Genomic DNA, 25,674 nt, shown 5'->3' with positions numbered 1-25,674 from the left:
ATTCGATCGGGAACGGGTGTCGCGACAGCCGGGCCCCTCGTCAAGACGCTGCTTTGACCGCGGCGATCAGAAATTCGACATTGCCCTCCGGCCCGGTGATCGGGCTCCGGGTCACATCGGCGACCGGCCAGCCCTCGCTTTCAAGCCAGGCGCGCACCTCGCTGCAGACGCGTGCATGGACTGCGGCGTCGCGTACGACGCCTTTCTTGCCCACCTCGTGCCGCTCGGCCTCGAACTGCGGCTTGATCAGCGCGACGAGCCGCGCCTCGGGGCGCGCGAAGGACATCGGCACCGGCAGCACCTTCGAAAGCGCGATGAAGCTTGCGTCGCAGACGATGAGGTCAATGGGCTCGGGGATATGCTCGGAGGTCAGAATGCGCGCGCTCGTCTGTTCATGAACGATGACGCGCTCATCCTGGCGCAGCTTCCACGCGAGCTGATTGGTGCCCGAATCGACGGCATAGACCCGCGTCGCGCCGCGGCTTAGCAGGACGTCGGTAAAGCCCCCGGTCGACGAGCCCACGTCGATCGCGACCGCGCCCGCGACATCCCAGCCGAGATGCAAGAGTGCATGATCGAGCTTGATGCCGCCGCGCGATACCCATGGGTGATCGCGGCCCTTCACGCTGAGCTCGGCGTCTGCCGCGACCTGCTGGCCCGCCTTGTCGATCCTGCGGTCGCCGACGAAGGCGAGCCCCGCGAGGATCAGCGCCTGCGCGCGCGTCCGGCTTTCGGCAAGGCCGCGATCGACGAGAAGCTGGTCGGCGCGCTGCTTTGCCATCAGCTGTCCACCAGCCCGGCCAGCGTTCCTGGGGTGAGGATCTGCGGAAGGATGAGAGGCGTCTCAGCGCCGGGTGCGTACCAAAGATAAAGCGGGACGCTGTTGCGTCCATGTTCGCCAAGCGTGCGCGTGATGACGGGGTCCCCGTTGGTCCAGTCACCTACAAGAGTAATGACCCCCTTCTTCTTGAAGGCCTTCTGCACGGCTTCGCGGTTGATCGCACCCGCTTCGTTTGCCTTGCACGAGAGGCACCAGTCCGCCGTGAAATAGACGAAGACGGGCTTGCCGGTCGCGCGCGCGTCGGCGAGGGCTTCCGGAGAGAATCTGGTCCCGGATTGTCCCGGCGCCGGCGCTTCGCGGGTCTGGCCGGTCAATAGTCTTGCATCGATGAGTGTCGAGCCGATCAGGCCGGCCAGCAAAAAGAGAAGGAGCCAGCCCGAGCTTTTCCCTCTTTGACGCGCCCCGACAGAGCACAGCACGAGCGATGTCCAACCCACCGCGCCGAGCGCGACCCACCCCCCCGCGGCGCCGGCTTGACGCCACAAAAGCCACGCCAATCCCAGCGCGGTCAGCCCCATGGGCAGCGCCATCCATTTGCGCAAACGGCTCATCCAGGGGCCGGGCCGCGGCAACCGGTTCCGAATCGGGGGCACAAAGCCGACGGCCAGGAAGGGAAGAGCGAGCCCCAGGCCCAGCCCGCCAAAGATCGGTAGCGCCGCCCAGGCGGGCAGCACCAGCGTCGCGCCAAGCGCTGCGCCCAGGAGAGGTCCGCTGCACGGCGTTGCGACAAAGGCCGCGAGCGCGCCGGTCCAAAAGCCCCCCGCCGCGCCACCTTTTTCTGCGAGCGTCTGTCCGCCGCCAAAAGATGGGAGTTCATAGGCGCCAAGCAGGTTGAGCGTGATCGCCAGCGCTAGCATCAGCAAGAGGAGTACGCTGACGGGATGCTGAAGCTGGAACGCCCATCCGACCTGCTCGCCCGCGGCGCGGAGCGCGAGTAACGCCGCGCCGAGGAGCAGTGCGGTCATCACCGCACCCGCTGTATAGGCCAGCGCTTCGACCTTTGCCGTCCGCGCATCGCCTCCTGACCGGGCAAGACTGAGCGCCTTGAGGCTGAGGATCGGGAAGACGCAGGGCATCAGGTTCAGGATGAGCCCGCCGAGGATCGCGCCGCCGAGCGCCGCCAAAAAGAGCCGGGCATCTACCGCATCGGACGCTGTCCGGATCGGTTCGCCGGTGCGGCGCACCGCGGCAGGCTCGAACCGGACATTGAGCCCGCGGCCGTCGGAGAGCTTGAGCAAGCCATCGACCGCGCCTGAGGCGTCGCCCTTGGCGGCCGTCTCGATGATAATCCAGTCGCCGCTCCGGCTGAATGCCTGGGGCGCTGCATAATCGACCAGATTCTGCGTCGCGACGAAAAGGTGGGGGGCATCGAGCGAGGTGCCCTGGGGAAGCGGGACACCGAATCGGATCTTGCCGCCGGCGCGTTCCCAGTTCCCCGCACGGTCGAGGGGCTGCGGGAGCCTCGCACGCCATGCGTCGAACCGCTCGCGCTCACGCGTAGGTACGGCGCCGTCGCCCGCCTTCAGCTTGACCGAGATGACCGCCCTTTCGGGCACGCAGACCTTGTCGGTGCAGGCGAGCCAGTTGGCGATGCCCGAAAGCGTCAAGTCGGTCCCGGGCGCCACGTCTCGTTCGACCCGCACGTCCGCGAGCAGCGCGTAAGGATGCTCATAGACATGGTTCATCATGCCAAAGAGAATAAGCGCGTCAGGAACAGGGTAATTGAACGCGCCAACCGTGACGCCGTCGGGCGCGTTCCATTCAACCATGAGGCCGAAACCCGCATCGCCCCCGTTCGACCAATAGCCGTGCCAGCCCTCCTCGGGCGCCATGGTCAGCGCGATCGTGGTGGATCCGCCCGGCGCGGGGGCGGCCGATTCGGCGACAAGCCTGGGCTGAATATGCGTGGGCTGCGCGCGGGCGGCAGCAAGCCCGAGAAGCGCGAGCACCGCGAGGGCGAGCGCGGCCCGCCACGCGGCTGTCCCAAACCCGTCCCTTCGCCGATCCATGCCGTCCCCGCATCTGCCTGTCGTTCGAGGCTTGCCATATAGGCGGCTTTCGCCGAGAGGACAGCCCGCGCCGACGACCCAGAATGGAGAAGACGCCCGTGAAACCGAAAATTTGGACGGCCGCCCTTGCTGGCCTGCTTTGTCTTTCGGGCCCCGCCGCCAGCCTTGCGCAGGATTCGGGGCCTTTGGTGCAGAAGGTTACAGCGGCCACCCCGCAGCCCAAGCTGATCGTCATGATCGCGGTCGACCAATTCTCGGCCGATCTATTCGCCGAATATCGCAGCCATTTCACCGGCGGCCTCGCGCGGCTCGCGTCAGGCGTTGTCTTTCCCTCGGGCTATCAGGCGCATGGCGCGACCGAAACCTGCCCCGGCCATTCGACCATCTTGACCGGCAACCATCCCGCGCACACGGGCATTGTCGGCAATAATTTCTTCGACCTGTCGGCTGCACGCGAGGACAAGCGCCTCTATTGCGCGGAGGATGAGACGGTGCCCGGCACCTCGTCGAAGGACTATGCCCCATCGGCAAAGCACCTCCTCGTGCCGACGCTGGGCGACCTGATGAAGGATCGCGATCCGAAAGCGCAGGTCGTGTCGGTGTCGGGCAAGGACCGCTCCGCCATCATGATGGGCGGGCACAAGGCGGACGAGCTGATGTGGCTCGCCCCTACCGGGCTCACCAGCTATCGGGGCAGCAGCTTGTCGCCGGTCGCCCAGCAGGCGAGCGCCGCGATTGCCGCCGCCATTGCCGCCCCTGAGCCGGGCCTGACGCTGCCTGCCGATTGCGCCGCGCATGATATTGCCATCCCGCTCGATGGCCGCAAGGGCGGCATCGTCGGAACGGGACGCTTCGCGCGCGATGGCGCAGATTTTCGTGCCTTTCGTGCCTCGCCTCAGGCGGACGGCGCGGTGCTCGCGGCCGCGGCTGCATTGCGCCAGGCGCGAAAGATGGGCGAGGGGGGCAGCACCGATCTCTTGATCGTGGGGCTGTCGGCGACCGACTATATCGGTCATGGAACCGGGACCGAAGGCGCCGAAATGTGCCTTCAGATGCTGGCGCTCGACCGCGAGCTTGGCGATTTCTTCGCGCGCCTCGATGCAACCGGCATTGATTATGTCGTGGCGCTCACCGCCGATCACGGCGGGCACGATCTTCCCGAGCGCAACCGGCAGAACGGCTGGCCCGACGCGCAGCGCCTCGACCCCGCGCTTGACCCTGAAAAGATCGGCAAGGCGGTCGCCGAAAAGCTGGGCCTGCCTGAGCCGCTGCTTTATGGAGACGGCGGCGACTATTATCTCTCTAGGGCGCTGACGCCAGCGCAGCGCAAGACAGCGCTCGATGAGATCCTTCCGCGGCTTCGCGCGCATCCGCAGATCGAGGCGGTGGTCACAGCGGATCAGCTAGCCGTCCATCCGATCTCGAAGCGCCCGGCCGATACGTGGACGCTGATGGACAAGCTGCGCGCTTCGTACAATCCGGCGCGTTCCGGCGATTTCATCATCGCGCTCAAGCCGCGCGTTACGCCAATCCCGGAACCGGGTATCGGTTATGTCGCAACACATGGCTCGGTCTGGGATTATGACCGGCGCGTGCCGATGCTGTTCTGGCGCAAGGGACTGGCGGGCTTCGAGCAGCCGAATGCGGTGATGACGGTGGACATCCTGCCGACACTCGCGGCGCTGATCGGCCTCCCGCTCGATACGAAAAACATCGACGGGCGCTGCCTCGACCTTTTGTCGGGCCCGGAAGACAGTTGCCGTTCGGGACATTGAAACAGAGAAGAAGACCAGGGACCATGACGAACATTTTGGGGAATTTCACCGGCCGGCTGCTGCTGGTGGGTTGCGGGAATATGGCCGGGGCGATGCTTGATCGCTGGCTGGGCGCCGGACTCGACCCGGCGAAGGTTGCGATCGTCGATCCCTTCGCGGCGCCGCGCGCGGACATTGCGCATTTCGCATCGGTTGCCGACTGGCTCGCGGCGGACGGAGCCGCCGAATGGGTGATGCTCGGCATGAAGCCGCAGCAATTGAATGATGTCGCAGGCGAGCTTGCTGCCGTCGCAGCCGGCAATACATATCTTCTCTCCATCCTCGCGGGTGTGTCGCTCGCCGACCTTGCGGCACGCTTCCCGGAAACCAAGGCGCAGGTCCGCATTCTTCCCAACCTTGCTGCGCGTATAGGCGCCGGGGTCTCGGCAGTTGCCAGCCTAGGCGCCGCCGACGAGGCTGCGGTGACGGCGCTTCTCGAACCGCTTGGCACCATTGTCCCGCTTGCCGACGATTCGACAATGGATCTCGTCACCGCCTTTACCGGCAGCGGGCCGGCTTTCGTTTTGCGGCTGATCGAAGCCTATGCGGCCGCAGGCGAGCGGCTCGGTCTTTCGGCCGAAGACGCGCTGAAGCTAGCTGCGGCGACCTTTGACGGTGCGACAGCGCTTCTCGCCGCGAGCGATGAAAAGCCCGGCGTCCTGGTCTCCCAGGTCGCAAGCAAGGGGGGCACGACCCAGGCAGGGCTCGACGTGCTCGATACCGACGGGCAACTCGTTGCGCTGATGACCAATGTCCTGCGCGCCGCGCGCGACCGCGGGCGTGAGCTCGCCGATCTCGCGCGCGGCGAAAGCTAGCTCTTCATTCGGGAGGGCGGCCGAGCCGCGCCACGCGTCCGCGCTCGCGTGGCGGCAAAAGTGCCTCGCTCACCTGCCAGAAACCCGTGACCGCGGCTTGGCCTGCATGGGTGTAGGCGCGGCTCATCGTGTCGCGAAGCTGCGAGAAGATCGCGCTTTCAAGGGCGCGTCCCTCGGCGGTCAGCCGCAATTCCTTTTGCCGCCGGTCGCGGTTTCCGGGGCGTGTTGTCAGCAAGGCCCGCGCGTCGAGCTCCTTGATCACCCGCCCCAGCGATTGTTTGGTGATGCCAAGGAGGCCAAGCAGATCTGAAATAGTAAGGCCGGGTTGACGCGCGATGAAATAGAGGGCGCGGTAATGCGCCCGGCCGAGTTCCTTTTCGGCAAGCCGCGTGTCGATTGCTCGCCAAAGCGCGCTGTGGGCAAAGAACAAATATTCGATGCCCCTGCGCACTTCTTCTTCGCGCAAGAAAAGGGCAGAGGCGGCTGGAACTTGTGAAAGAAAATTTTCGTCTTGCATGCCGCTACCGTTGCGCCGGGCGCCGGGCTTTGGCAAGAGGCGCGCACGGTCGATCCTGACCAGCAAACCAGCCACAAGGTATATTCTTCCATGTCCGCTCCCGCCTTCGCCCTTCTGCCGCATCCCGCTCCGGTCGCGGATGATGTCCGCGCGGCGGCGATCGCCGATCCGGCTTTCGGGCGGGTATTTACCGACCATATGGTTTCCATCCGCTTCAGCGGGGCGAAAGGCTGGCACGATGCGCAGGTGATGCCGCGGGGACCGCTGTCGCTCGATCCCGCGACCGCGGTGCTCCACTATGCGCAGGAAATCTTCGAGGGGCTGAAGGCCTATCGCCTCGACGACGGATCGATGGCGCTGTTTCGGGTCGAGGCCAATGCCGCGCGCTTCAATGCGAGCGCGCGCCGCATGGCGATGGCCGAACTGCCCGAGGAGCTCTTCATTGCCGCGGTGAAGGAGATCGTCCGCGTCGATGCGAACTGGTTCCCAAAGGTCGCAGGCGGCGCGCTCTATCTGCGTCCCTTCATGTATGCGAGCGAAGTCTTCCTGGGTGTGAAACCCTCGGCGGAGTATCATTTTCTCGTGATCGCCTCGCCGGTCGGTAATTATTTCAAGTCTGGCGCCCCGGCAGTTTCTTTGTGGGTGTCGGAGGATTACACCCGCGCCGCGCCGGGAGGGACAGGCGCTGCCAAATGCGGCGGCAATTACGCTGCGAGCCTCGTTGCGCAAAGTGAGGCCATTGCAAAGGGGCACGACCAGGTCGTTTTCCTCGATGCCGCTGAGCATCGCTGGATCGAGGAACTGGGCGGCATGAACATGTTCTTCGTGTTTGAAGACGGCAGCCTTGTCACGCCGCCGCTAACCGGGACAATCCTGCCGGGGATCACGCGCGATGCGATCATCACGCTGGCGAAAGACGCCGGGCTGACGGTGCGCGAGGAGCGCTATGCAATCGACCAGTGGCAGGCCGATGCCGAAAGTGGTCGCCTTACCGAAAGCTTCGCCTGCGGCACGGCTGCGGTGGTGACGCCTGTTGGCAAGGTGACCCGCGGCGAGACGAGCTTTACGATCGGCGCGGGCGGACCCGGGCAGACGACGGCGATGCTCAAGGACAAGCTGGTTGCCATCCAGCGCGGTCAGGCGCCCGATCCCTATGGGTGGGTAATGCGCCTCTAACGCTGCCTTGCCAATCATTCGCGAGCCGCTATAGACGCGCTCGCACCGGCAGTTGGGGCGTAGCCAAGCGGTAAGGCAGCGGTTTTTGGTACCGCCATGCGCAGGTTCGAATCCTGCCGCCCCAGCCAGCCGGTATTGTAATCAAATCCGCGATTGGCCAAGGGACCGCTGTAAAATCCGGTCGGTATGTTGACCGACTATATGATTGCCACTTTCAGGCCCAAGGCGAAGCCATATACATGTGCCGACGGGTGCGGCCTGCTCCTGCTCATGACGCCCATCGGCTCGAAGCTCTGGCGCTTTTCCTATCGTTTCGACGGAAAGCAGCACACTATTGCTGGCGAATCCTATCCGGAGGTTTCGAATGTCCTTGCTCGCGCCTGGCGTGATGCGATGAGGCAGCAGCTCGCCTCCGCGATCGCGGAATGCACCCAGGGCTTTGCTAATCGGCTCAGTCCACTGACGATGTGCGAATATGATGTCTCTTGTGAACCCCTGGGCGATCTCCGCACGGAGGTCGGAAGGCAGGAGCTTGGCGTTTCACTCGCGGACCTCGCCTGCGGCTGGCTCACTTCCATGCGCGCGGGTGCAGATGCTCCGTCCTGGGTGGTCGCCGACCGGTTTCGCGGCGAAGGATATGCGGGAATACTCGTGCCGAGTTTTGCGGCTAGTTCGGGACTGACAAATCACAATCTTGTGCTCTGGAACTGGGGTTTTGATTTGCCGACGCGGGTTGTTCTCTACGACCCCGACGGCAGACTGCCCGCAGATCAAAGCAGTTGGACCAAAGCCCAACGGTAACTTCGCATGGCTGCTTTGCGCCGGAACTTTGCCGTTCCAGCCTCGAACGTAATGCACCTGAAAACAGCCATTCGTAATCGAAACTGGAAACCCTTTTTCAGCCTTCAGCCATCAAGCCGATCATATGCGAGCATCGCACAGGACTTAGCCGATGCAAGCTTAGTCAGAACCCATTGATTTGCGGAGATGGCTGTGATTCAGGCGACCACGAAGGAGCCTGAATTTGGGCGATTTATTCTGGCTGACAGACGAGCAGATGGTGCGTCTTCAGCCCTATTTTCCGAAGAGCCATGGCCGCAAGCGTGTCGATGACCGGCGGGTTTTGAGCGGCATTATCTTCGTCAACCGCAATGGGCTGAGGTGGCGCGATGCGCCGAGGGAGTATGGCCCGGCGAAGACGCTCTATAATCGCTGGAAGCGGTGGAGCGACAAGGCATCTTCATTCGCATGATGGAGGGCTTGGCGACACCGCAGGCGCCAGAGCGCAAGACGATCATGATCGATGCGACCTATTTGAAGGCCCACCGCACGGCGTCGAGCCTTGGGGTAAAAAAGGGGGTCCGGGACGCCTGATCGGCCGCACGAAGGGCGGTATGAACACCAAGCTTCATGCCGCCCTTCGGGATTTTCTTACCGTTCCCTAAAGGCGAGCCGCGCTCGCATGATCCACTGCTTGATCGGCCCTATTGACCGGACGTTCTACTCATCCGTCGAAGGCAAGTGCGCCTGTGAGATCGCCTGGGGGCGGCCCGCCGGCGGCGATCATCGCCTGCTCGCGTTCGACCAGTCCCGGCAGCTTTTTCAGTCCGAAGCGCCGCGTGAGGAAACGCGCGATCGAACCGGTGTCGTAGATCGTATGATCGACTTCGCCGCGGCGCGCATGGGGAGAGACGATGATCGCGGGAATGCGCGTTCCGGGGCCCCAGCGATCCCCTTTCGGCGGCGCGACATGATCCCACCACCCGCCATTTTCATCGAAGGTGACGATGACGAGCATCTTTTCCCATTGCGGGCTGTTGCGCAGCGCCTGGATCACGCCTGCGATATGGCGGTCGCCGGCATCGACATCCGAATAGCCGGCATGCATGTTGAGATTACCTTGCGGCTTGTAATAGCTGACCGCGGGCAGGAGCCCGGCCTCGACATCCGCGAGGAATTTGTTGGTTCGCGCCGTTTCTCCGAGCCCGCCGTCGCGCAAGTGCCGGTCCCGCGCCGCCGTGCCGGGGGCGAAGCGCGCGAAATAGTTGAGCGGCTGGTGGTGAGGCTGGAAGTTGGGCCGCGTGGGAAATTCCGCGTCGGTGCCGTGCCCAGCCAGCGCCGCACCCCAGCCGCCGGCATACCACGCCCAATCGACCCCGCGCGCCGCGAGCATGTCGCCGATCGTGTCGTGGCGTTGGGGCACGAGCGTCTTGGCGCTGGACCAGTCCGTATAGCCCGGCCGCGTGGCATCGAGCTCGTAGCTTGGAGCGTAGGGCGGCAGCATCGTGTTGACCGCATAGAAGTCAGGCGTCAGCGAATTGGGCACGAAGCGCACCGGACCGTCCATTGCGCTGGTCGGAGATTGGGCGGTCTGTCTGGGACGGATCCCGTGCGGGTCGCTTTCATCGAGCAGGGTGATGCGCCCCTTCGCCGGGCTGTTGTCGGCGTTCGGATAATAAGGTGGATGGGCCGCGATCAGATATTGATGGTTCAGAAACGAGCCACCGAACGCGCCCATGAAGAAATTGTCGCATAACGTGAACTCGCGCGCGATCTGCCATAGCCGAAGGTTGGCGGCATTGTCCGCATAATAGCCCATGACGAGCGCGCCGCTATTGCCCCAGGCGACGAAGCCGTCGTTGCGACCGCCGTTGATCTGCAACTGATTGTTGTAAAAGGCGTGGACGAGGTCGCGCGTGACCAGACCATGCGGCAGTGGATCGCCTTCGGGCGTCGTGAGCGCGAACGGCGCGTTGGCAAGCGCCGCATAAACGGTGTCGTCGCTCAGATATTCGCGGTGCTCGACGACCTGCCGATGCGGCACCAGCCCTTCCCATATCGGCGGCAATTGTTTCAGCACGCTGCCGTCGCGGTCGCGCTGGAGATAGCGTTCGGGCCGCACCCCGGAAAGCGGCTGCTCGACCCCGGGAAAGTCGCCGAACAGATTGTTGAAGCTGCGGTTCTCCGCATAGATGATCACCACCGTGTCGATGGCGTCGCGCAGCGCCGCGTCGGCGACCGGCTTGGCGGCGGGAGCCGCCGGTGCGGAGGCGCCTCCCGCATCGCCTATCGCCGCGGCTCCCACCGCCGCGGCGAGCCCCCCAAGCAACAGGCGGCGCTCCGGCGAAAGCGGTTCGTCCGAACCGGGAGACTTCTCGTTCATCTCGTTATCCTCATGCTGCCCCGCAGCGCCCTGCCCGGCGCTTATCGGATTCGCTTGCGCTCGCCGCGCTCCTGCACCGGTACCTGTTGGCCCGAGCCCGGAATGAAGGGCGAGGGCATCGTCGCCGCGTTGCTTCTGGCGAGCGCCAGCGCCTCCTCCGTCGTCGGCAGCACTGGCGGCCCCGCCGCAGGCTGATGGAAACGGAAAACCGAGGTGAGATCGCCGAAGGTTCGGCGGCGCCAGTCGCTGATATTGGGCTCGCGGACGCCGGTGATCCGCTCCAGAAATTGCAGGGTCGACGTATGGTCGAACGGCTCGCTCGATACCCACCCGCCGGCCGTCCAGGGCGATATGATGATGCACGGCACGCGAAAGCCGGCGCCGATCGGCACGTCGCCGACGAATTCATGCGGCGTTCCGGCCGGGGGCACGGGCGGCGCAACATGATCGAACAGGCCGTCATTCTCGTCATAATTGAGGATGAAAACCGTCTTGGCCCAGACATCCGGGTTGACGGCGAGTTCGTTGAGTCGGCGAGCGATGAAATCCGCGCCGGCGGCGGGCATGTAGTCGGGATGTTCGCACCCCACGGCGGAGGGCATCAGCCATGAGACGGTGGGCAGGCGGTCGTGGAGCACATCATGCGCGAACCGGTCCTCGTCGGCATCCGGCAGCCCGCGCAGCGCCAGTTGCGAACCCGCCGCGGCGTCGCGGAACCGCGCGACATATTTGAAGATGTTGTTGGGGCGTTTCCCCATCTCACCATATTGATAGATACGCCAGTCGATCCCGGCGTCCTGCAAGCGTTCGGGGTAGGTTTTCCAGCGGAACCCGCCGGGGGGCATGATATTCTCGATCACCGGCCCGCCGCCCGTCCCCTCCGGATCGATCATGCCGGTCATATGATAGAAACGGTTCGGCCAGGTCGGCCCGATCACCGAGCAATGATAGGCGTCGCAGATCGTGAACGCCTCGGCCAGCGCATAGTGGAACGGGATATCCTCGCGCTTGAAATAGCCCATCGTATAGGGGCCATTGATCCCGTCGGCGGCGCGGTGCGCCGGCAGCCACTGGTCCATCCTGCCGCCGTTCCATGCCTGGTGCTGCACCGTCCATTCATGGCTCGTCGAGGGCAGTTTCTGCGCACTGGTCGAAAAACTGTCGAGGTGGAACGGCAGCAGATAGCCGTCCGGGCTCGCAGCATCGGGCTGGTGAAAGACGCTCCTGCCGGTGGACAGCATCTGCGCATCGGGATCTCCGAAACCGCGCACGCCCGAAAGCATGCCGAAATAATGATCGAACGACCGATTTTCCTGCATCAGCATCACGACATGCTTGATGTCCTTCAGCGTGCCCGGGCGCCGGGGCGGCTGCGCGATCAGCTTTTGCACATTGGGCGGCATCAGCATCGACGCCGCGGCCACCGACGCGAGTTGCGCCGCGTTGGTGAACAGGCGGCGGCGGGTCAAGGGGGGCGTCATCGACATCCGGCGCTTTTTCCTTCGCTTATCCGTTTCGACCGGCCCCGCCCGCGTTCGAGAGGCGAGGGGCTGGCGCGGATGGGTTATGAGCGATCCCGGGGCGCGGGCGCCGTCAGGGTGCGGCACCAGCGGGCGGATGCGTTATTTCGCGGGCCCGCTCGTCAGCGTCGGCCATTGGACCCCGAGCTGTTCCAGATACGACCCGTAACGTTGCGGATCATAATAATGCTTCGCGAGTTCGGGCTTGTACCGCGCCATCGTCTCAGCGTTCAGCCAGGTCGGCGGTGTATCGTCAGTCGCCAGCATCGAAACATAATGCTGGTCCTTGGTCTGCACCTCGCGAAAATAGCGCTTTGCATCCTCCAGCAGTTTGGGCTTGGCCAGCAGATCGACGAGGGTCATCGCCATCACCTTGGCGCCGGCCTGAACGCCCTTGTGCGCGATTGGGGTCGCCATCGCGATGGCGTTCGCCCAATTATGCCCCGGCAGCCCCGGGATATTGGCCGGATAGCGGATGGTGATCGTGGGCACGGTCCAGCTCACATCGCCGATGTCGTCCGATCCGGCTGATTTCGGTTCCTTGGGCGGCGGACCGAACGGCGCCAGCTTTGTCGGTAGCCCGGTCGTCACGCTAGCGCCGACATTCGCCTGCACGGCGCGTGCGAACGCCTGATCGTCGGCGTCCCACTTGGGCAGGCCGACCGCGACGATATTGGCCTGCGCCGCTTCCGCCATCGGGCGGTTGAAGTGCTGAGTGGCCGCCACGCCCAGAATTTGCCGGCTGACCGTCGTGCTCGTCATCTTGGCGGCGCCGTCGGCAATGGCGTCGGCGGTCGCGAGCATCTTTTCGACGGCACCGAAATTCATCTCGCGTAGATAGAACCAGATCTTCGCCTCGGACGGCACCACATTGGGCTGGTCGCCGCCTTCGCTGATGACATAGTGCGAGCGCTGCTCGGGGCGCAGATGCTCGCGCCGCATCTCCCATCCATTGGCCATCGCGATCACGCCGTCGAGCGCCGAGCGTCCCCGCCACGGGGCGCCGGCGGCATGCGCACTCTCACCCTCGAACGTATATTCGACGCTGACCATGCCGGTGCCGTTGGGCTGGCCCCAGGCGGTCGCGAGCTGGCTGCTGACATGGCTGAAGATCGCGGCGTCGACATCCTTGAACACGCCGGCCCGGACGAAACGGGCCTTGCCGCCCAGCAATTCCTCGGCGACTCCCGGCCAGATCACCAGCGTACCCGCGGTGTTCGTGCGAACCATCCAGTCCTTTACCGCCAGCGCCGCGACGATGTTCATCGCCTGCCCGCTATTATGCCCCTCGCCGTGGCCCGGCGCACCCTCGACCATCGGTTGGCGCCAAGGGATGCCCGGCGTCTGGCTTGCTTTCGGGATGCCATCGATGTCGCTGCCCAGCGCGATCACCGGGCCGCCGGTGCCCTTCGTCCACCGTGCAACCCAGCCGGTCGGCAGCCCCGCAATATTGCGCTCGATCGCAAAACCCTGCCTTTCGAGCAGGGCCGTCAGATAGCGCTCGGTCTCCTGCTCCTGGAACCCGATCTCGGCATAGCTGAACAATTGGTCGTTGATGACTTGCGACAGTTTGGCTCGCGCCTCCACCCCGCGCACGACCTCGATCTTGGCGCTGCGCGGCGCCGCCTGCGCCGCGGTGGGGAATGCGGGCGCCAGCGCTCCCGCAATGGCGATTGCGGATCGGATCATGCCTCGGTTCTCCTCATTGCGAACGGCAAGCGAGGCTTCCGTCTCGCTTGCCATTTCAGTCTTCGGATCAGAAATTCAGCTTGATCGTGGTGAAAAAATATCGGCCAACGATGCCATATATTCTGTCATCCCTGTAAATCGTCGGCATGTGGGTCGGCATGATGTTGAGGATGTTGTTCACGCCGAAGCCGAACTGATATTTATCCCCGATATCATATTGCACGGACAAGTCGTTATACACCTTTGCCGGAATATGCTGGCGCGGATAGGCTTCATCCGAATCGGTGTTCAGTTCGTACGTCGCGGCGCTGATGAAGCGCGTGTTGAGCGCGATGTTGAGGTCGTCGATCTTGTACGACATCAGCAGGGTGCCGCGGAACCTCGGATTCTCCCACGCGCCATCGTAAACGACATCTCCTTCCGGGATGCCGGGTGTCGTTTCCGTCACCTTGTCGAGGAGATAGGTGCCCTTGAAGGACAGGCTGAGTGTGCCTTCGCCCAGCGGCCGGCGATAGGCCATCCCGATATCGATGCCGCGCGCATAGAGCCGGGCGGCGTTGAGCTGGTTCGATTCGACGCGCGTCGCAAAATGGGTGACCGGATCGCGGGTGACGCGAGCGCAATAGGGATTGTCGATCGTCGGCGCATCGACGCACAGCCGGATGAGCGTGGCGTAAGAAAACTGGGTGATGACATTCTTGATGTCGATGTCCCAATAATCGACGGTGATGTCGAGGCCCGGCAGGAATCGCGGTTGCAGAATGGCGCCGAGCGTCAGGCTGTTCGAGGTTTCGGGCTTGAGATCGGGATTGCCGCCGGTGACGACGACCGGGCCGATCCTGGGGGTTTCGAAGGGGGTGTCGATCCCGAGCGCCTTGCAGTTCGCCGCCCGCGTTTCAGAGGCGTAATACAGCGCCAGCGAGCAGGCGTCGGTATAGGCGCCGGTGAGCGTCTCGACCTTCGCTTCGTAAAGCTCGCCGAAATTCGGCGTGCGGACGCTGCGCGAGAGAACGCCGCGGAAGCTGAGTCCGTCCAACGGCGACCACATGGCCCCCGCTTTCCAGGCATGGGTGCTGCCGACGGTGCTGTAGTCCGAATAGCGATAGGCGCCCTCGACCTCGAGCCGCCGCGCGAACGGCAGGTCGCGGAGAAGCGGAATCACCACTTCGCCATAGGCTTCGTTCACATTGAACGATTTGTCGAGTTCGGGGTGTTCGGATGGACCGGCGCCGTAGACCAGCTCACCCGCGAGCGCGAGCGGATCGTCCGTGGTCTTCAGCGTTTCCTTGCGATGCTCGACGCCCACGGCGATCGACACATCGCCATAGGGAAGCGCAAACAGGGGACCGTTGATGTTCGCGCCATAGATCTGCTGCGTGTTGACCCGCCGTTCGTGCCGGTCAGCCATCGCCCACTTGATCTGTGCCTCGGTCGCCGGCTCGGTGCTGAAGATGTCGAATGGCACACAGCCCTGCGCCCGCGCCACAGCATCGCGGCAGATCGGGGTACCGGTCACCGGATCGGCGATGGCGTCGCGCGCTGCGATCCAGTGCGATTTCCAGGGAACATTCGCTTCGGTGACATCGTCGGTAACGCGGCCGTATTGCCAGAAGGCCTCCCATTTGAAGTTCGACCCCAGCTTGCCGCTGAGCGAGGAACCGATCGTGTAGCTTTCGCGGTCATGATCCTCTTCCCGTTCGGGGAAATTGCCATAGGTCCGGTCGATATACAGCGAGGTCAGGTTGTTATCGAGCATCACCTGCCGGACCGAGTCGGGCAGATAGGGATTGTCCAACTTCGCGCTGGCGCCGCGTCCGCCGGGCACCGGGCCGGAGAAATAGGTCGTCCGGCTGTCGTCGCGCCAAAAGTTGTAGGTCCCGTCATACTTCTGGCGCGCATAGGAAAAGTGCGTGCTGAATTGAATGGCGTCGGTGACGCTGTAGTCGACCCGCCCCATCAGCGCCAAGGATTTCAGCCCGCCTCGGAATTGATCGCGGTCGCTCAAGTTCCTGCCGTCGCCGCCATCGCATACGGCGTATTGTCCAGGGCTGTATTCGATGTCGCAGTTGGATTCGCGCACATTGCCGTTCTCGACCTTGTAGCGTTGACCGTTAAGCCAATAGGTCGGCACATAATCGTAGTAGAGCTGCCGGGTGTTCGGCGCGAGCACCCGATCGGGAATGCCGTCATCGATGCCGGTATTTTCCGGGTTTGCGCGATAGGTCGGCCAGTCCCGCCAGTCGAAACGGTCGGTATAGATCAGCGGATTGGATTGCGAATAGGTGCCGCCGATCGAGAAGCTGCCCCGGTCGCCGGCAAACTTGCCGCCGGTGGCAATCGAAACCAGATATTTCGCTGCATCCCCCTGCTCGGAAATACCCGCCAGCCCCGAAATGTGCAGACCCTCGACGTTGCGTTTGGTAATGATGTTGACGGCGCCCGTGACCGCGTCCGCACCATAGATCGCTGCGGCGCCGCCGGTCACGACCTCGATCCGATCGATCATGCTCACCGGGATCATCCCGATATCGACCGCGGAAGATCGCGCAGAGCCGGACACGCGTCGCTGCCCGTCGATCAGCGTCAGGCTGCGATTGGTGCCGAGATCGCGAAGGTTGACCGCCGCGATTCCCGCGTCCCAGCCCCTGACGTCGCTGCTGAGATTCTGATTGGTGCCCAGCGCCGGGTCGAGTTCAAGCGCCTCGATGGCACTGGTCCGGCCAAGGTCGAGCGCCTGCTCCATGTTGGTGACGCTGACCGGCATCGGAGACTCAAGCTCGGGCCGGGCGATGCGCGAACCAGTGACGATGATCGCCTCTCCTTCGCTCGCCTGCATTTCGTCTCCACCGCTGGACAGTCCGGGGCCAGGCGAGGGCGCCTGCTGGGCGACTGCGGGGGCGGCGAATGCCATCAACATCGAAACCGTCGACGTCGCGAGAAACAGGCTTGTCTTAAACCTCATTGCGTCCTCCACTAAGTATTTGTCGTTATTTGAGAATCTGCCTTTTTCCGTGGCGCAGTTGCGGCCCGGCGGAGGGTGCACGGCCCAAAGGCTCTATCCGCATCGCCGCACCGATTCTACGATATCGTTAATGTAGACCTGCCAGATCGGGCTCCAATAGTCAACAATCTTGCTATTGCACGGATTTATTACAGATTTATGCCAATCGCCTTGATAAGAATCACCCTATGGACAGATTACCCATGTCGATTTACAATAACGATAATGTTATGAAAAAGGGGCAGAACGGTTGACTCGTGATACGTTTGCATTCCCGCTGACATCGCTCGCCGGCACACCGGCCCCGGGTCGGCGCAATGCATGCCCTCGAGGGCGGGCGCGCCTGCGGCTTGGAGAGCGGGAACGCGAGCGACGGGTGAGCTCCGTGACTGCCCTCGTGTCGCGGAACATGGTTTTCGTGCGCCGGCTTCGCACGCGCCGACTGTCCGAACAGCGCGGGACGTACCCCAGGGCCCGGCAGATGCGGGGTGTGCTCTGCCACGGTAAGGAAAGGCGCTCGATCCTGTCCGGCATCGTGGGGATCGCGTCCGCATTTATTGCCAGAATGCCCGATCTGAACGATGAGACCGCAACATGCGCCGGGACGAACGCCAGCGCTCCGGCCCACCACCCACGATCGATTGGACCCGTCCGTTGACTCAAGCTCCGACCGCGACCGCCGGCCCCGCACCGGTAAAGAAAATGCCCCGAAAAGCGTGGCTCATCATCGGACTTGCGATGGCCCTGCTGGTCCTCAACTATTTCGATCGGCAGACGCTGTCTATTCTCAAGCCGGTCATGAAGGCGCAGCTCGCGTTTGACGACGAAGCTTATTCGCTGCTGACCTTCGCTTTCATGCTGCCCTACATCGTCATGTATGTGGTGAGCGGACGGTTGATCGACCGGGTTGGCACGCGGGTGTGCATGACCGTGTTCGCGATCGGCTGGTCGGTTGCAAACATCGCCTCGGGGCTGTCGCACAGCTTCGGGCATCTTGCCGCGTCCCGGGTCTTGATGGGAGCCGCGGAACCGGGCGCGTTTCCGGTCGTTCAGCGCGCCATTCTGAACTGGGTTCCCGTCGAACGCCGCGCCCTTGCGATCAGTATCGCAACGCCGGCCGGAAATATCGGCGCCATCCTCGCCCCGCCGTTGATTGCCTTGCTGGCGACGGGCCTCAACTGGCGCGCGGCGTTCGTGATACCGGGGGTGATCGGGATCGTCGTCGCGATCATGTGGTGGTTCGCGGACACCAAACGCGGTTCTTCCACGCCGCCGGTGCTGAGCAACGTTCCGTCACCATTGCCCAAGGCTGCCGCCGAGGAAGCTCCATCGGTCAAGGCCCTGCTCAGGGACAAGAGATTCCTGGCAATCGTCGCAGCGCGTATGATCAGTGATCCGGTTTGGTATTTCTATCTCTTCTGGAGCGCCGGCTATCTGCAGGAGCGCGCCGGGTTGTCGCTCGCCGAACTGGGCTTCGTTGGCGGCATCCCATACATCGCCGCGGTACTCGTCTGCATCATGCTCGGCCGCCTGGTCGACCGCTATACGGAGCGCGGGCATGACCCCATCCGCGTTCAGCTTCGCGTCTTTGCCCTCAGCGCCGCGCTGATGCCCTTGGGCGCGCTCATAACCATGGCGTCGAGCGCGTTCGTCGCGGTGGCCATTATCACCGTCGTCGTCGCGGTCTGCCAAGCCTGGTTCGTCGGATATAACGTCCTACTGGCGGGCCTGTTTCCAATCAAGATCAACGCATCCGCGGTGGGAATACTCGGCGCGGTCGGCGCCAGCACGTCCCTCGTTCTAAACCTGCTCGCCGGAACGCTGCTCGCTCAGTTCGACTATATCGCGCTGTTCGCGGGGTTGGCGATCCTGCACCCGGTCTCCGCGGTGATCCTGTTCCTGGTAATCGGGCGGAGCAGGGCAAGGGGTGCGGCAGAGACCAGCGCCTGATCAGCGCGTCGTCGATGCCCGGATCGCGAGTTCGGGAACGATGCGTTCGGTCACGATCCGACCGTCGGCCGTGCCCTGAATGTGATCGAGAAGGCGGCGCGTAGCCCGGCGCGCGACCTCCTCGAACGGCAGGAGAAGCGTGGAAAGCGGGGGCTCCATGAATCGCGTGAACGGAAGATTTCCCCACCCCATCACCATCACATGCTCGGGAATGCGGATGTCGCGCTCGCGCAGCGCGCGGTAAAGGCCGAGGGCATAATAATCGTCCCCGACGACGAAAGCATCGGGGCGCCGGCCTCGATCCAGCAAGTCGGCGGCGACGCGATAGGCGTCGTCGGCATGCCACGATTGGGAAACGCGAAACGAGCGGGCAGGGGGGACGAGCGCGACATTGTTTCGCGGGTCGAATGTCAGCCCGTGTCGCTCGAGCGAGTGTCGGAAGCCCTCGGTCCGAAGCCGGATGGTCGAAAAGGGCATGTCTTCATCGAGCAGCACGACGTCCTTCGCACCCCTGGCCAGAACAGCGTCGGTCGCAAGTTGAATGCCCGCGTCATTGTCGGTGGAATAGAAATCGACTCCCAGTTCCGGGAGCTCGCGACTGACCAGGACCAGCGGAATACCCGCCTTGATCACCGGCGTCCAAGCGGTGGAGCGTTCCTGCACCGGCGCTGCGATGAGGCCGTCCAATCCGGATCGCAACGCCCGGTCAATGGCATCGCGCTCGCGTTCCGCCGATTCGTACGAGAGGAGCAGCAGGACAGTATAGCCGGCATGTTGCGCCTGCAGCTCGACCTCGCTGACGAGGTCAGAGAAGAAGGGGTTCGAAATGTTGCTGACGATTACGCCGATCGTCTTGCGCGAGCCGAGAACGAGCGAGCGAGCATGGACGTTGGGAACATAGCCGAGGCGTTCGGCCTCTGCCTTGATCAGTGCGCGGGTCGTTGCGCTGACTCCCGGCCTGTCGTTCAACGCGCGTGATATCGTATTCGCCGTCAGCCCCACGACCTTCGCGAGGTCCTGAAGCGTGGGCTGACGCCGCCCCCTGCTTGTTTCCGCCATGCACGCACCTCCTTGATTGATAAGTCTAGCGCCCATCCCGATACGCAGAATAATCATTATCGTTATCTCACAATTGTATTTTCGGCAATTTTCTTGGTGCAGTGGTGACGGATATATCCTCAATTATATTGTCATAAATCATGGTGATAATGCATCATTGACTAGCTGGGCGGCATGTGGCAGGGCGACATTATCGATATCTTATACCTTTGCAGGGAGTCGCTCAGGTCGCGGCTCGCAGGCAGCGCGACGCCATTCCCAGTCCCCCACTCAAACCGGCCAGTAGAAGAAAGTATGTCCGCGATATTCAAACAAAATGCGTCGATCAGCGTGCCGAGCAGCGAGGTGCCCATCGGTGGCAGCTATGACGTCGTCGTCTGTGGCGGCGGCCCCGCCGGTCTGATCGCGGCTGTGGCGGCGGCCCGCAATGGCGCCAGGACGCTGCTGATCGAACGCTATGGCTTCGTCGGCGGCATGTCGACGAGCGCACTGGTGACGCCGATCAGCGAATTTCGCCATTTCGGCAAGCAGCATATCGGCGGAATTCCGTTCGAGCTCCTCCAGAAGGCCGCCGAACTCGGCGGCGCGGACGTTACGCTCGAAAGCGGCAATTTCCCGGTCAACGATGAGATACTGAAACTCGCCGCACAGCGTCTTCTGCTCGAAAGCGGGGTGACCCTGCTCTATCATTCATGGTTTTCGGACTGCGTCGTCGAGGGCGACCGCGTCACCCATGTCATCGTACAGAACAAGGCGGGCCGCGTCGCCTATGGGGCGCGGGTGTTCGTCGACTGCACCGGTGACGCCGATCTCGTGCGCGCGGCAGGCCTTCCGACCACGAAGGGCGACGTCCTGCAGCCGGCGACATTGTGGTTCCAGTTGGGCGGCGTCGACACCGATGCGCTCGATTATCTGTTCCGCGACGCCGTGGACGGGATGCTGCCGGTCTCCGAAGTGATCCGTAACCGGCTGCTCGAACTCAATGGGCAGGGCGAGATTCCGATCTTCGGCGGCCCGTGGATCAACAAATTTTTCCACGACGGCATGGTGAGCATCAACATACTCCGAGAGGCGACCGACGCCAGCGATCCCGAGTGGTTCACCAGGACCGAATGCAGCCTGCGCGAGAATCTGCAGCTCATCATCGAGATACTGCGCCGCGAGTTCCCGGAATTCCGCGACTGCTGGCTGGCGAAATCGGGCATCCAGACGGGGGTGCGCGAATCCTATCACATCGTGGGTCTCTACGAGCTGCAACGCGACGACATCCTGTTTCCCAAGGCCTTTCCCGACACGATCGCGAAGGGCGCGCACGTCATCGACATCCACGCAAGCGACAGCAACGATCAGAATGGCCTCGTTATCCCGCGGCAGGAATATAATATCCCCTTCCGCTGCTTGGTGCCGCGCGGCAGCGTAAACCTCGTCACAGCTGGCCGCTGCCTGAGCGCGGATGGCCCGGGGTTCGGCTCGGTTCGCGTGATGGCGACCTGCATGGCGATGGGGCAGGGCGCGGGAACGGCCGCTGCGCTGAGCATCAAGCATGGGTACAGTATGTCGGCGATGAATTTCGAGCGTCTGCGCGAAGCGCTCATCGCGCAGGGCGCGGTGGTCGATTTTGACAATGTCGTCGCCCCCCAGGCGCCGATCGAGCTGACGACCTATCCCGCGGTCAGTGCCGCTCGATGATGGCCGCCCTCCAGCCCCGATATGATCGCGGGCGATTGACGCCGGGAATCGTCCATATCGGCCTGGGCAATTTCCATCGCGCGCATATGGCGACTTATCTTGACGATCTGTTCGAGCTTGGCGAGGATCACGACTGGGCCATCCTAGGGGCCGGGGTGCGGCCGGCCGACGCCCGGATGCGCGAGGCGCTCGCGGCGCAGGACTGGCTGTCGACGGTGATCGAGCTCGATCCCCAGGGCAAGCGCATGCGCCGCGTTGGCGCGATGATCGGCTTCGCCGAGGTCGATCCCGCGAACGGCCCGCTGATCGCGGCGATGCGCCGGCCGGAAATCCGCATCGTCTCGCTGACCGTCACCGAAGGCGGCTATTTCATCGATCCCGCGACCGGGCGCTTCGATCCAGCGGCGCCCGAGATCGCCGCCGACGCTGCGGCGCCCGATCGCCCGGCGACCGCCTTCGGGGCGATCGTCGCGGCGCTCGGCGCCCGCCGCGACGCCGGAGTCATGCCCTTCACGATTCTGTCGTGCGACAATCTGCCCGGCAACGGCGATATCGCGCGCGCCGCGGTGGTTGGGCTGGCCCGCCTTTCCGATCCCGGCCTTGCCGACTGGATCGACACCCACGTCGCCTTTCCCAACGCCATGGTCGATCGCATCGCGCCAGCCACCGGCCCGCGCGAGCGTGCGATGGCGGCGGCGTTCGGTCTTGAAGATCCGGTGCCGGTGACGTGCGAGCCGTTCCGGCAATGGGTGATTGAAGACCGCTTCCCGGCCGGCCGCCCCGCCCTCGAAAAGGTCGGGGCGGTCTTTACGCCGCGCGTGCATGACTTCGAGACGATGAAGATCCGCATCCTCAATGGCGGCCATGCGGCCATTGGCTATCCGGCGGAGCTTCTGGGGATCGAGCATGTCCACGAAGCGATGGCCGACGGCAGAATCGCGGCCTTCCTCGACAAAATCGAAACCGATGAGATCGTGCCGATCGTCCCCCCGGTTCCGGGTCATGATCTGCACGACTATAAGCAGACCATCATGCGGCGTTTCGCGAACCCCGAGATCGCCGACACCGCGCGCCGCCTGTGCTTCGACGGATCGAACCGCCAGCCGAAATTCATCATTCCGTCGATCCGCGACAATATCGCCAGGGGCGTGATGCCGGCGGGGCTGATCCTCGCCAGCGCCCTGTGGTGCCGCTATTGCGAGGGCACCGACGCCCGGGGCCTGACGACGCCTCCGAACGATCCCCATTGGGACATGTTGACGGCGACCGCGCGCGCTGCGAAGCAGGACCCCGCCAAATGGATCGGAATGCGCGCGATCTACGGCGATCTTTCGGACGATCCCGCGTTCGTAGCTGCGTTCGGGCAGGCGCTGCACCTCGTCTGGAACGAAGGGGTAGGGGCGGCGCTGGCGACCTATACGGGAGGCTGACCGATGCGACCTGCGCTCGCAGAAATCGACGAGAGCCAGACGCTGTCGAACACGTCGTCCGCCAGCGTGAGCAGAGTGAGGCTGGTCTTATGATCGAATATCCGCCCCGCCGCCGCGCCCTGCTTCGCGCCGGGGGACATGCCATGCTGTTCGCCGCGCTGGCGCGGACGCCCGCCTTCGCCGCGCCGACATTCCTCGACGACCCGTTTACGCTCGGCGTCGCCTCGGGCGATCCGGCGCCCGATGGCTTCGTCATCTGGACCCGCCTCGCGCCGAAACCGCTCGAACCCCACGGCGGCATGCCGGCCGAAGCCGTGCCGGTGGGCTGGGAGGTTGCCGATGACGAAGCCTTCAAAAGGATCGTGCGGTCCGGCACGGCGCTGGCGCGGCCCGAACTGGCGCATTCGGTTCACGTCGAGGTTGAGGGCCTCGGAAGCCATCGCCGCTACTGGTATCGCTTCGTCGCGGACGGCATCCCCAGCGACACCGGCACCGTCCGCACGGCGCCCGCCGCCGGAGCGGTGCTCGACCAGTTGCGGATCGCGGTCGCAGGGTGCCAGCATTACGAACGCGGACTCTTTACGGCCTGGCGCCATATCAGCCAGGAAGCCGAACTGGACCTCGTCTATCATTATGGCGACTATATCTACGAGGGGAAGCCCGCCGACCCGGCGACGGCCAGGGCGCCCCTCGTCCGCCACCACAACAGCGACAAGCTCTACAGTCTCGACGATTATCGACAGCGTTACGCGCTCTACAAGGTCGATCCCGATCTTCGCGCCGCCCACGCGGCCGCGGCGTTCGTATCGACGTTTGACGATCATGAAGTGGAGAATAATTGGGCCGGAGATCTCGATGACGGCAGCACACCCCGCGAAATCTTCCTACTCCGCCGCGCCGCCGCGATGCAGGCTTGGTACGAACATATGCCCGTCCGCAGGAGCCGGTTCCCCCACGGCGGATCGCCGCGGATATATCACCGGCTCGATTTCGGCCGGCTCCTGCGTCTTCACGTCCTCGACAAGCGCAGCTACCGCAGCATTCGTCTTTGCGAAAAGCCGGGGGACGGTAATTGCGTCGACACGCGGGACAAGCCCGACACGATGCTGGGCGATGAGCAGGAACGCTGGCTCGGCAAGGGGCTGACGCCCGATTTCGCCTGGAATCTGCTGGGACTCGGCGGCCTCGTCATGCCGTTCGACCGATCGGCGCAGAAAACTTCCTCGAACGGCTACGACAATTGGACGGGCTATCCCGATGCGCGGGCAAGGTTGGTGAGGACGATCGAGAAGCGCGGCAAGAATGTCGTGATCGCAGGGGGCGACAGCCACATGTTCTTCATCGGTCACCTGCCGTCGCGTCGCGGAGACCTGGAAAGCCCGCCCGTCGCGCCCGAGTTTCACGGAACGTCGGTCAGCTCAATCAGCACCAACGGGCGTCCCATCGGTCCCGATCCGCGCGCGGCGACGAATCCGCATATATCGCTGATCCACGACCAGCGCGGCTACTTGTTGTTCGATGTCAAACCCGAAATCTGGCACACCGATCTGCGCGTCGTCGACCAGGTGTTTACTCCGGGCGGCCACATCGGCACGCTGGCGCGCTACGTCGTGGAGCCCGGCCGACCACAAGCGGTCAGGGCCTGATCGCCGTTCAGGGCGGATCGCATTCCTCACCACTGGCTCGGAAGTTCCCATGACATATTCTCCATTGATTGCCGGGCTCGAACTGGGCGGCACCAAATGCGTCGCCATTCTGGGGGCCGGACCTGACGATGTTCGGGCCCGAGAAACAGTGCCCACTACCGATCCCGCGACGACGTTGGCGTCGCTTGAGAGGATACTCGACGGCTGGCGCTTCGAAGCCCTCGGGGTGGCCTCCTTCGGTCCGCTCGATCTGGATCCCTGCAGTCCGGATTATGGTTCCATCAGCGCAACCCCCAAGCCCGGTTGGACCGGGACCGATCTCACGCGCCGACTCGCCGCGCGCTACGGCGTGCCGCTGGCTATCCAAACCGACGTGGTCGGCGCAGCGCTTGCCGAGCAACGCTGGGGCACTGCGCGGGGGCTATCGACCCATTGCTATATCACGGTTGGCACCGGCGTCGGCGTCGGGCTGATCTCGGCCGGCCGGCCGGTGCAGGGCGTAGCGCACGGCGAGGCGGGGCATATGCGGGTGCGCCGCGCGCGCGGCGACGACTTCGCCGGCGCGTGTCCGTTCCATGGCGATTGCGTCGAGGGCCTGATATCCGGGCCGGCGCTGGCCAAGCGATTTGGCCGACCGGCGCACGAGCTTCCCGACGAAGGCGGCGAATGGGACCTGTTTGTTCACGACCTTGCAGGTTTGCTGCATAACCTGGTCGTCACTGCGGCACCCGAGCGGATCTTGATCGGCGGCGGCGTGATAGCCTCGCGCCCGGGGCTCTTTCCGAAGCTGCGCGCGGCCCTCGCCGCGAGTATCGCCGCCTATGGATCGCTTGCCCCCTATGCCGAGCAGCTAGACACCCGCCTCGGGCCGCCTGGACTGGGGACGATGGCTGGCCCCTTGGGCGCGCTAGCGGCAGGGCTCGATGTTTTGGACACAGCGGACGGATAAGCAACGGCCGCAAATATTGGTCGGATTCCTATGATCGAGCGTCGGTTATAGATTTTTTCCTTGGGAACTGGCGAGTCGAGCATCGCCTCTGCGCCGAGGGATGGCGGGACTTAACGACTGGCAGGAATTCGGCGGCCGCGCGCGGCGCCAGCAGATGTTCGACGGTCTCGTCAATCCCAACGAAAGCTATGTTATACCAAGTCTCATTGATCAGAACCCATGGGCCCAGTGACGCATGCCAAGGGACATGATGCGCCAGGGCTGATCGACAAGGCGGTTCCAAGCGAAGCAGCAATGATCGACGATATCGTCGTAGGATTTGAAGATGCGGTTCGAAAGCCAGTTGTCGCGCATGAACTGCCAGACGTTCTCGACCGGGTTGAGTTCGGGACACCTCGGCGGCAGC

General features: G+C 63.9%; 18 protein-coding genes, 1 tRNA gene and 1 pseudogene. 11 read left to right on the top strand and 9 right to left on the bottom strand.

Annotated features, from left to right (window positions below):
- Window positions 1-40: 40 nt before the first annotated feature.
- Together B5X69_RS17400 and B5X69_RS17395 are read right to left on the bottom strand one after the other, a co-directional pair.
- Window positions 41-781, bottom strand: coding sequence for a TlyA family RNA methyltransferase (locus B5X69_RS17400; RefSeq protein ID WP_079639864.1), 741 nt, complete (start codon window positions 779-781; stop codon window positions 41-43).
- Window positions 781-2,850 carry a protein-disulfide reductase DsbD family protein gene (locus B5X69_RS17395; RefSeq protein WP_079639863.1) on the bottom strand — a complete coding sequence of 690 codons (2,070 nt, stop codon included), beginning with the start codon at window positions 2,848-2,850 and terminating at the stop codon, window positions 781-783. The genes B5X69_RS17400 and B5X69_RS17395 overlap by 1 nt, the downstream gene beginning before the upstream one ends.
- An 83-nt stretch (window positions 2,851-2,933) precedes the next feature.
- On the opposite strand from B5X69_RS17395, the gene B5X69_RS17390 reads away from it, so the two are divergent.
- Together B5X69_RS17390 and proC are read left to right on the top strand one after the other, a co-directional pair.
- The gene (locus B5X69_RS17390; protein WP_079639862.1) at window positions 2,934-4,625 is read left to right on the top strand and encodes an alkaline phosphatase family protein; all 1,692 of its coding nucleotides are present in this window, start codon (window positions 2,934-2,936) and stop codon (window positions 4,623-4,625) included.
- 23 nt (window positions 4,626-4,648) lie between these two features.
- Window positions 4,649-5,479, top strand: a complete 831-nt coding sequence (gene proC, locus B5X69_RS17385; RefSeq protein WP_079639861.1) for a pyrroline-5-carboxylate reductase — start codon at window positions 4,649-4,651, stop codon at window positions 5,477-5,479.
- Between the two features lie 4 nt (window positions 5,480-5,483).
- Here proC and B5X69_RS17380 read toward each other — a convergent pair whose 3' ends face one another.
- Window positions 5,484-5,996 carry a MarR family winged helix-turn-helix transcriptional regulator gene (locus B5X69_RS17380; RefSeq protein WP_079639860.1) on the bottom strand — a complete coding sequence of 171 codons (513 nt, stop codon included), beginning with the start codon at window positions 5,994-5,996 and terminating at the stop codon, window positions 5,484-5,486.
- Window positions 5,997-6,086: 90 nt separating this feature from the next.
- Between B5X69_RS17380 and B5X69_RS17375 the strand changes: the two genes are divergently transcribed.
- The 4 genes and pseudogenes from B5X69_RS17375 to B5X69_RS17360 form a co-directional block, all read left to right on the top strand.
- A complete protein-coding gene (locus tag B5X69_RS17375) occupies window positions 6,087-7,172 on the top strand; it encodes a branched-chain amino acid aminotransferase (RefSeq protein ID WP_079639876.1) in 1,086 nt (361 codons plus the stop codon).
- A 53-nt stretch (window positions 7,173-7,225) separates the two neighbouring features.
- Window positions 7,226-7,300, top strand: a tRNA-Gln gene (locus B5X69_RS17370).
- A gap of 58 nt (window positions 7,301-7,358) precedes the next feature.
- Window positions 7,359-7,973, top strand: coding sequence for an integrase arm-type DNA-binding domain-containing protein (locus B5X69_RS17365; RefSeq protein WP_079639859.1), 615 nt, complete (start codon window positions 7,359-7,361; stop codon window positions 7,971-7,973).
- Between the two features lie 223 nt (window positions 7,974-8,196).
- Window positions 8,197-8,587 (top strand): annotated as a pseudogene (locus B5X69_RS17360) (IS5 family transposase); the annotation flags it as partial.
- A gap of 89 nt (window positions 8,588-8,676) precedes the next feature.
- On the opposite strand, the gene acpA reads toward B5X69_RS17360, so the two are convergent.
- From acpA to B5X69_RS17340, 4 genes are all read right to left on the bottom strand, one after another.
- Entirely contained in the window at window positions 8,677-10,335 is a 1,659-nt protein-coding gene (gene acpA / locus B5X69_RS17355; protein WP_079639858.1) for an acid phosphatase, read from the bottom strand.
- A gap of 41 nt (window positions 10,336-10,376) precedes the next feature.
- Window positions 10,377-11,822 (bottom strand): alkaline phosphatase family protein, encoded by a 1,446-nt coding sequence (locus B5X69_RS17350; RefSeq protein WP_217699149.1) that lies wholly within the window; start codon window positions 11,820-11,822, stop codon window positions 10,377-10,379.
- A 135-nt stretch (window positions 11,823-11,957) separates the two neighbouring features.
- The gene (locus B5X69_RS17345) at window positions 11,958-13,544 is read right to left on the bottom strand and encodes an amidohydrolase (RefSeq protein WP_079639874.1); all 1,587 of its coding nucleotides are present in this window, start codon (window positions 13,542-13,544) and stop codon (window positions 11,958-11,960) included.
- 67 nt (window positions 13,545-13,611) lie between these two features.
- Entirely contained in the window at window positions 13,612-16,506 is a 2,895-nt protein-coding gene (locus tag B5X69_RS17340; RefSeq protein WP_079639857.1) for a TonB-dependent receptor plug domain-containing protein, read from the bottom strand.
- A 693-nt stretch (window positions 16,507-17,199) separates the two neighbouring features.
- Here B5X69_RS17340 and B5X69_RS17335 point away from each other — a divergent pair.
- Entirely contained in the window at window positions 17,200-18,495 is a 1,296-nt protein-coding gene (locus tag B5X69_RS17335; protein ID WP_176141655.1) for an MFS transporter, read from the top strand.
- Here B5X69_RS17335 and B5X69_RS17330 read toward each other — a convergent pair whose 3' ends face one another.
- Window positions 18,496-19,554, bottom strand: coding sequence for a LacI family DNA-binding transcriptional regulator (locus B5X69_RS17330; RefSeq protein WP_176141654.1), 1,059 nt, complete (start codon window positions 19,552-19,554; stop codon window positions 18,496-18,498).
- Between the two features lie 294 nt (window positions 19,555-19,848).
- Here B5X69_RS17330 and B5X69_RS17325 point away from each other — a divergent pair, with 294 nt between their 5' ends.
- The 4 genes from B5X69_RS17325 to B5X69_RS17310 all read left to right on the top strand — a co-directional run bounded on the left by B5X69_RS17325 (window position 19,849) and on the right by B5X69_RS17310 (window position 25,268).
- Window positions 19,849-21,243, top strand: coding sequence for an FAD-dependent oxidoreductase (locus tag B5X69_RS17325; protein ID WP_079639854.1), 1,395 nt, complete (start codon window positions 19,849-19,851; stop codon window positions 21,241-21,243).
- Window positions 21,240-22,673 carry a mannitol dehydrogenase family protein gene (locus B5X69_RS17320; protein ID WP_079639853.1) on the top strand — a complete coding sequence of 478 codons (1,434 nt, stop codon included), beginning with the start codon at window positions 21,240-21,242 and terminating at the stop codon, window positions 22,671-22,673. The genes B5X69_RS17325 and B5X69_RS17320 overlap by 4 nt, the downstream gene beginning before the upstream one ends.
- Window positions 22,674-22,762: 89 nt before the next feature.
- Window positions 22,763-24,319 carry an alkaline phosphatase D family protein gene (locus tag B5X69_RS17315; RefSeq protein WP_079639852.1) on the top strand — a complete coding sequence of 519 codons (1,557 nt, stop codon included), beginning with the start codon at window positions 22,763-22,765 and terminating at the stop codon, window positions 24,317-24,319.
- A gap of 49 nt (window positions 24,320-24,368) precedes the next feature.
- Window positions 24,369-25,268: an ROK family protein gene (locus B5X69_RS17310; RefSeq protein ID WP_176141653.1), complete on the top strand. Its 900-nt coding sequence runs from the start codon at window positions 24,369-24,371 to the stop codon at window positions 25,266-25,268.
- A gap of 210 nt (window positions 25,269-25,478) precedes the next feature.
- On the opposite strand, the gene B5X69_RS17305 is transcribed toward B5X69_RS17310, so the two are convergent.
- Window positions 25,479-25,674: transposase (locus B5X69_RS17305; RefSeq protein WP_176141636.1), on the bottom strand; the 196-nt coding region annotated here is incomplete at its 5' end.

The sequence above is a fragment of the Sphingopyxis flava genome, assembly GCF_900168005.1.
Lineage (GTDB): Bacteria > Pseudomonadota > Alphaproteobacteria > Sphingomonadales > Sphingomonadaceae > Sphingopyxis > Sphingopyxis flava.
This window is presented reverse-complemented; position numbering and strand designations above follow the sequence as displayed.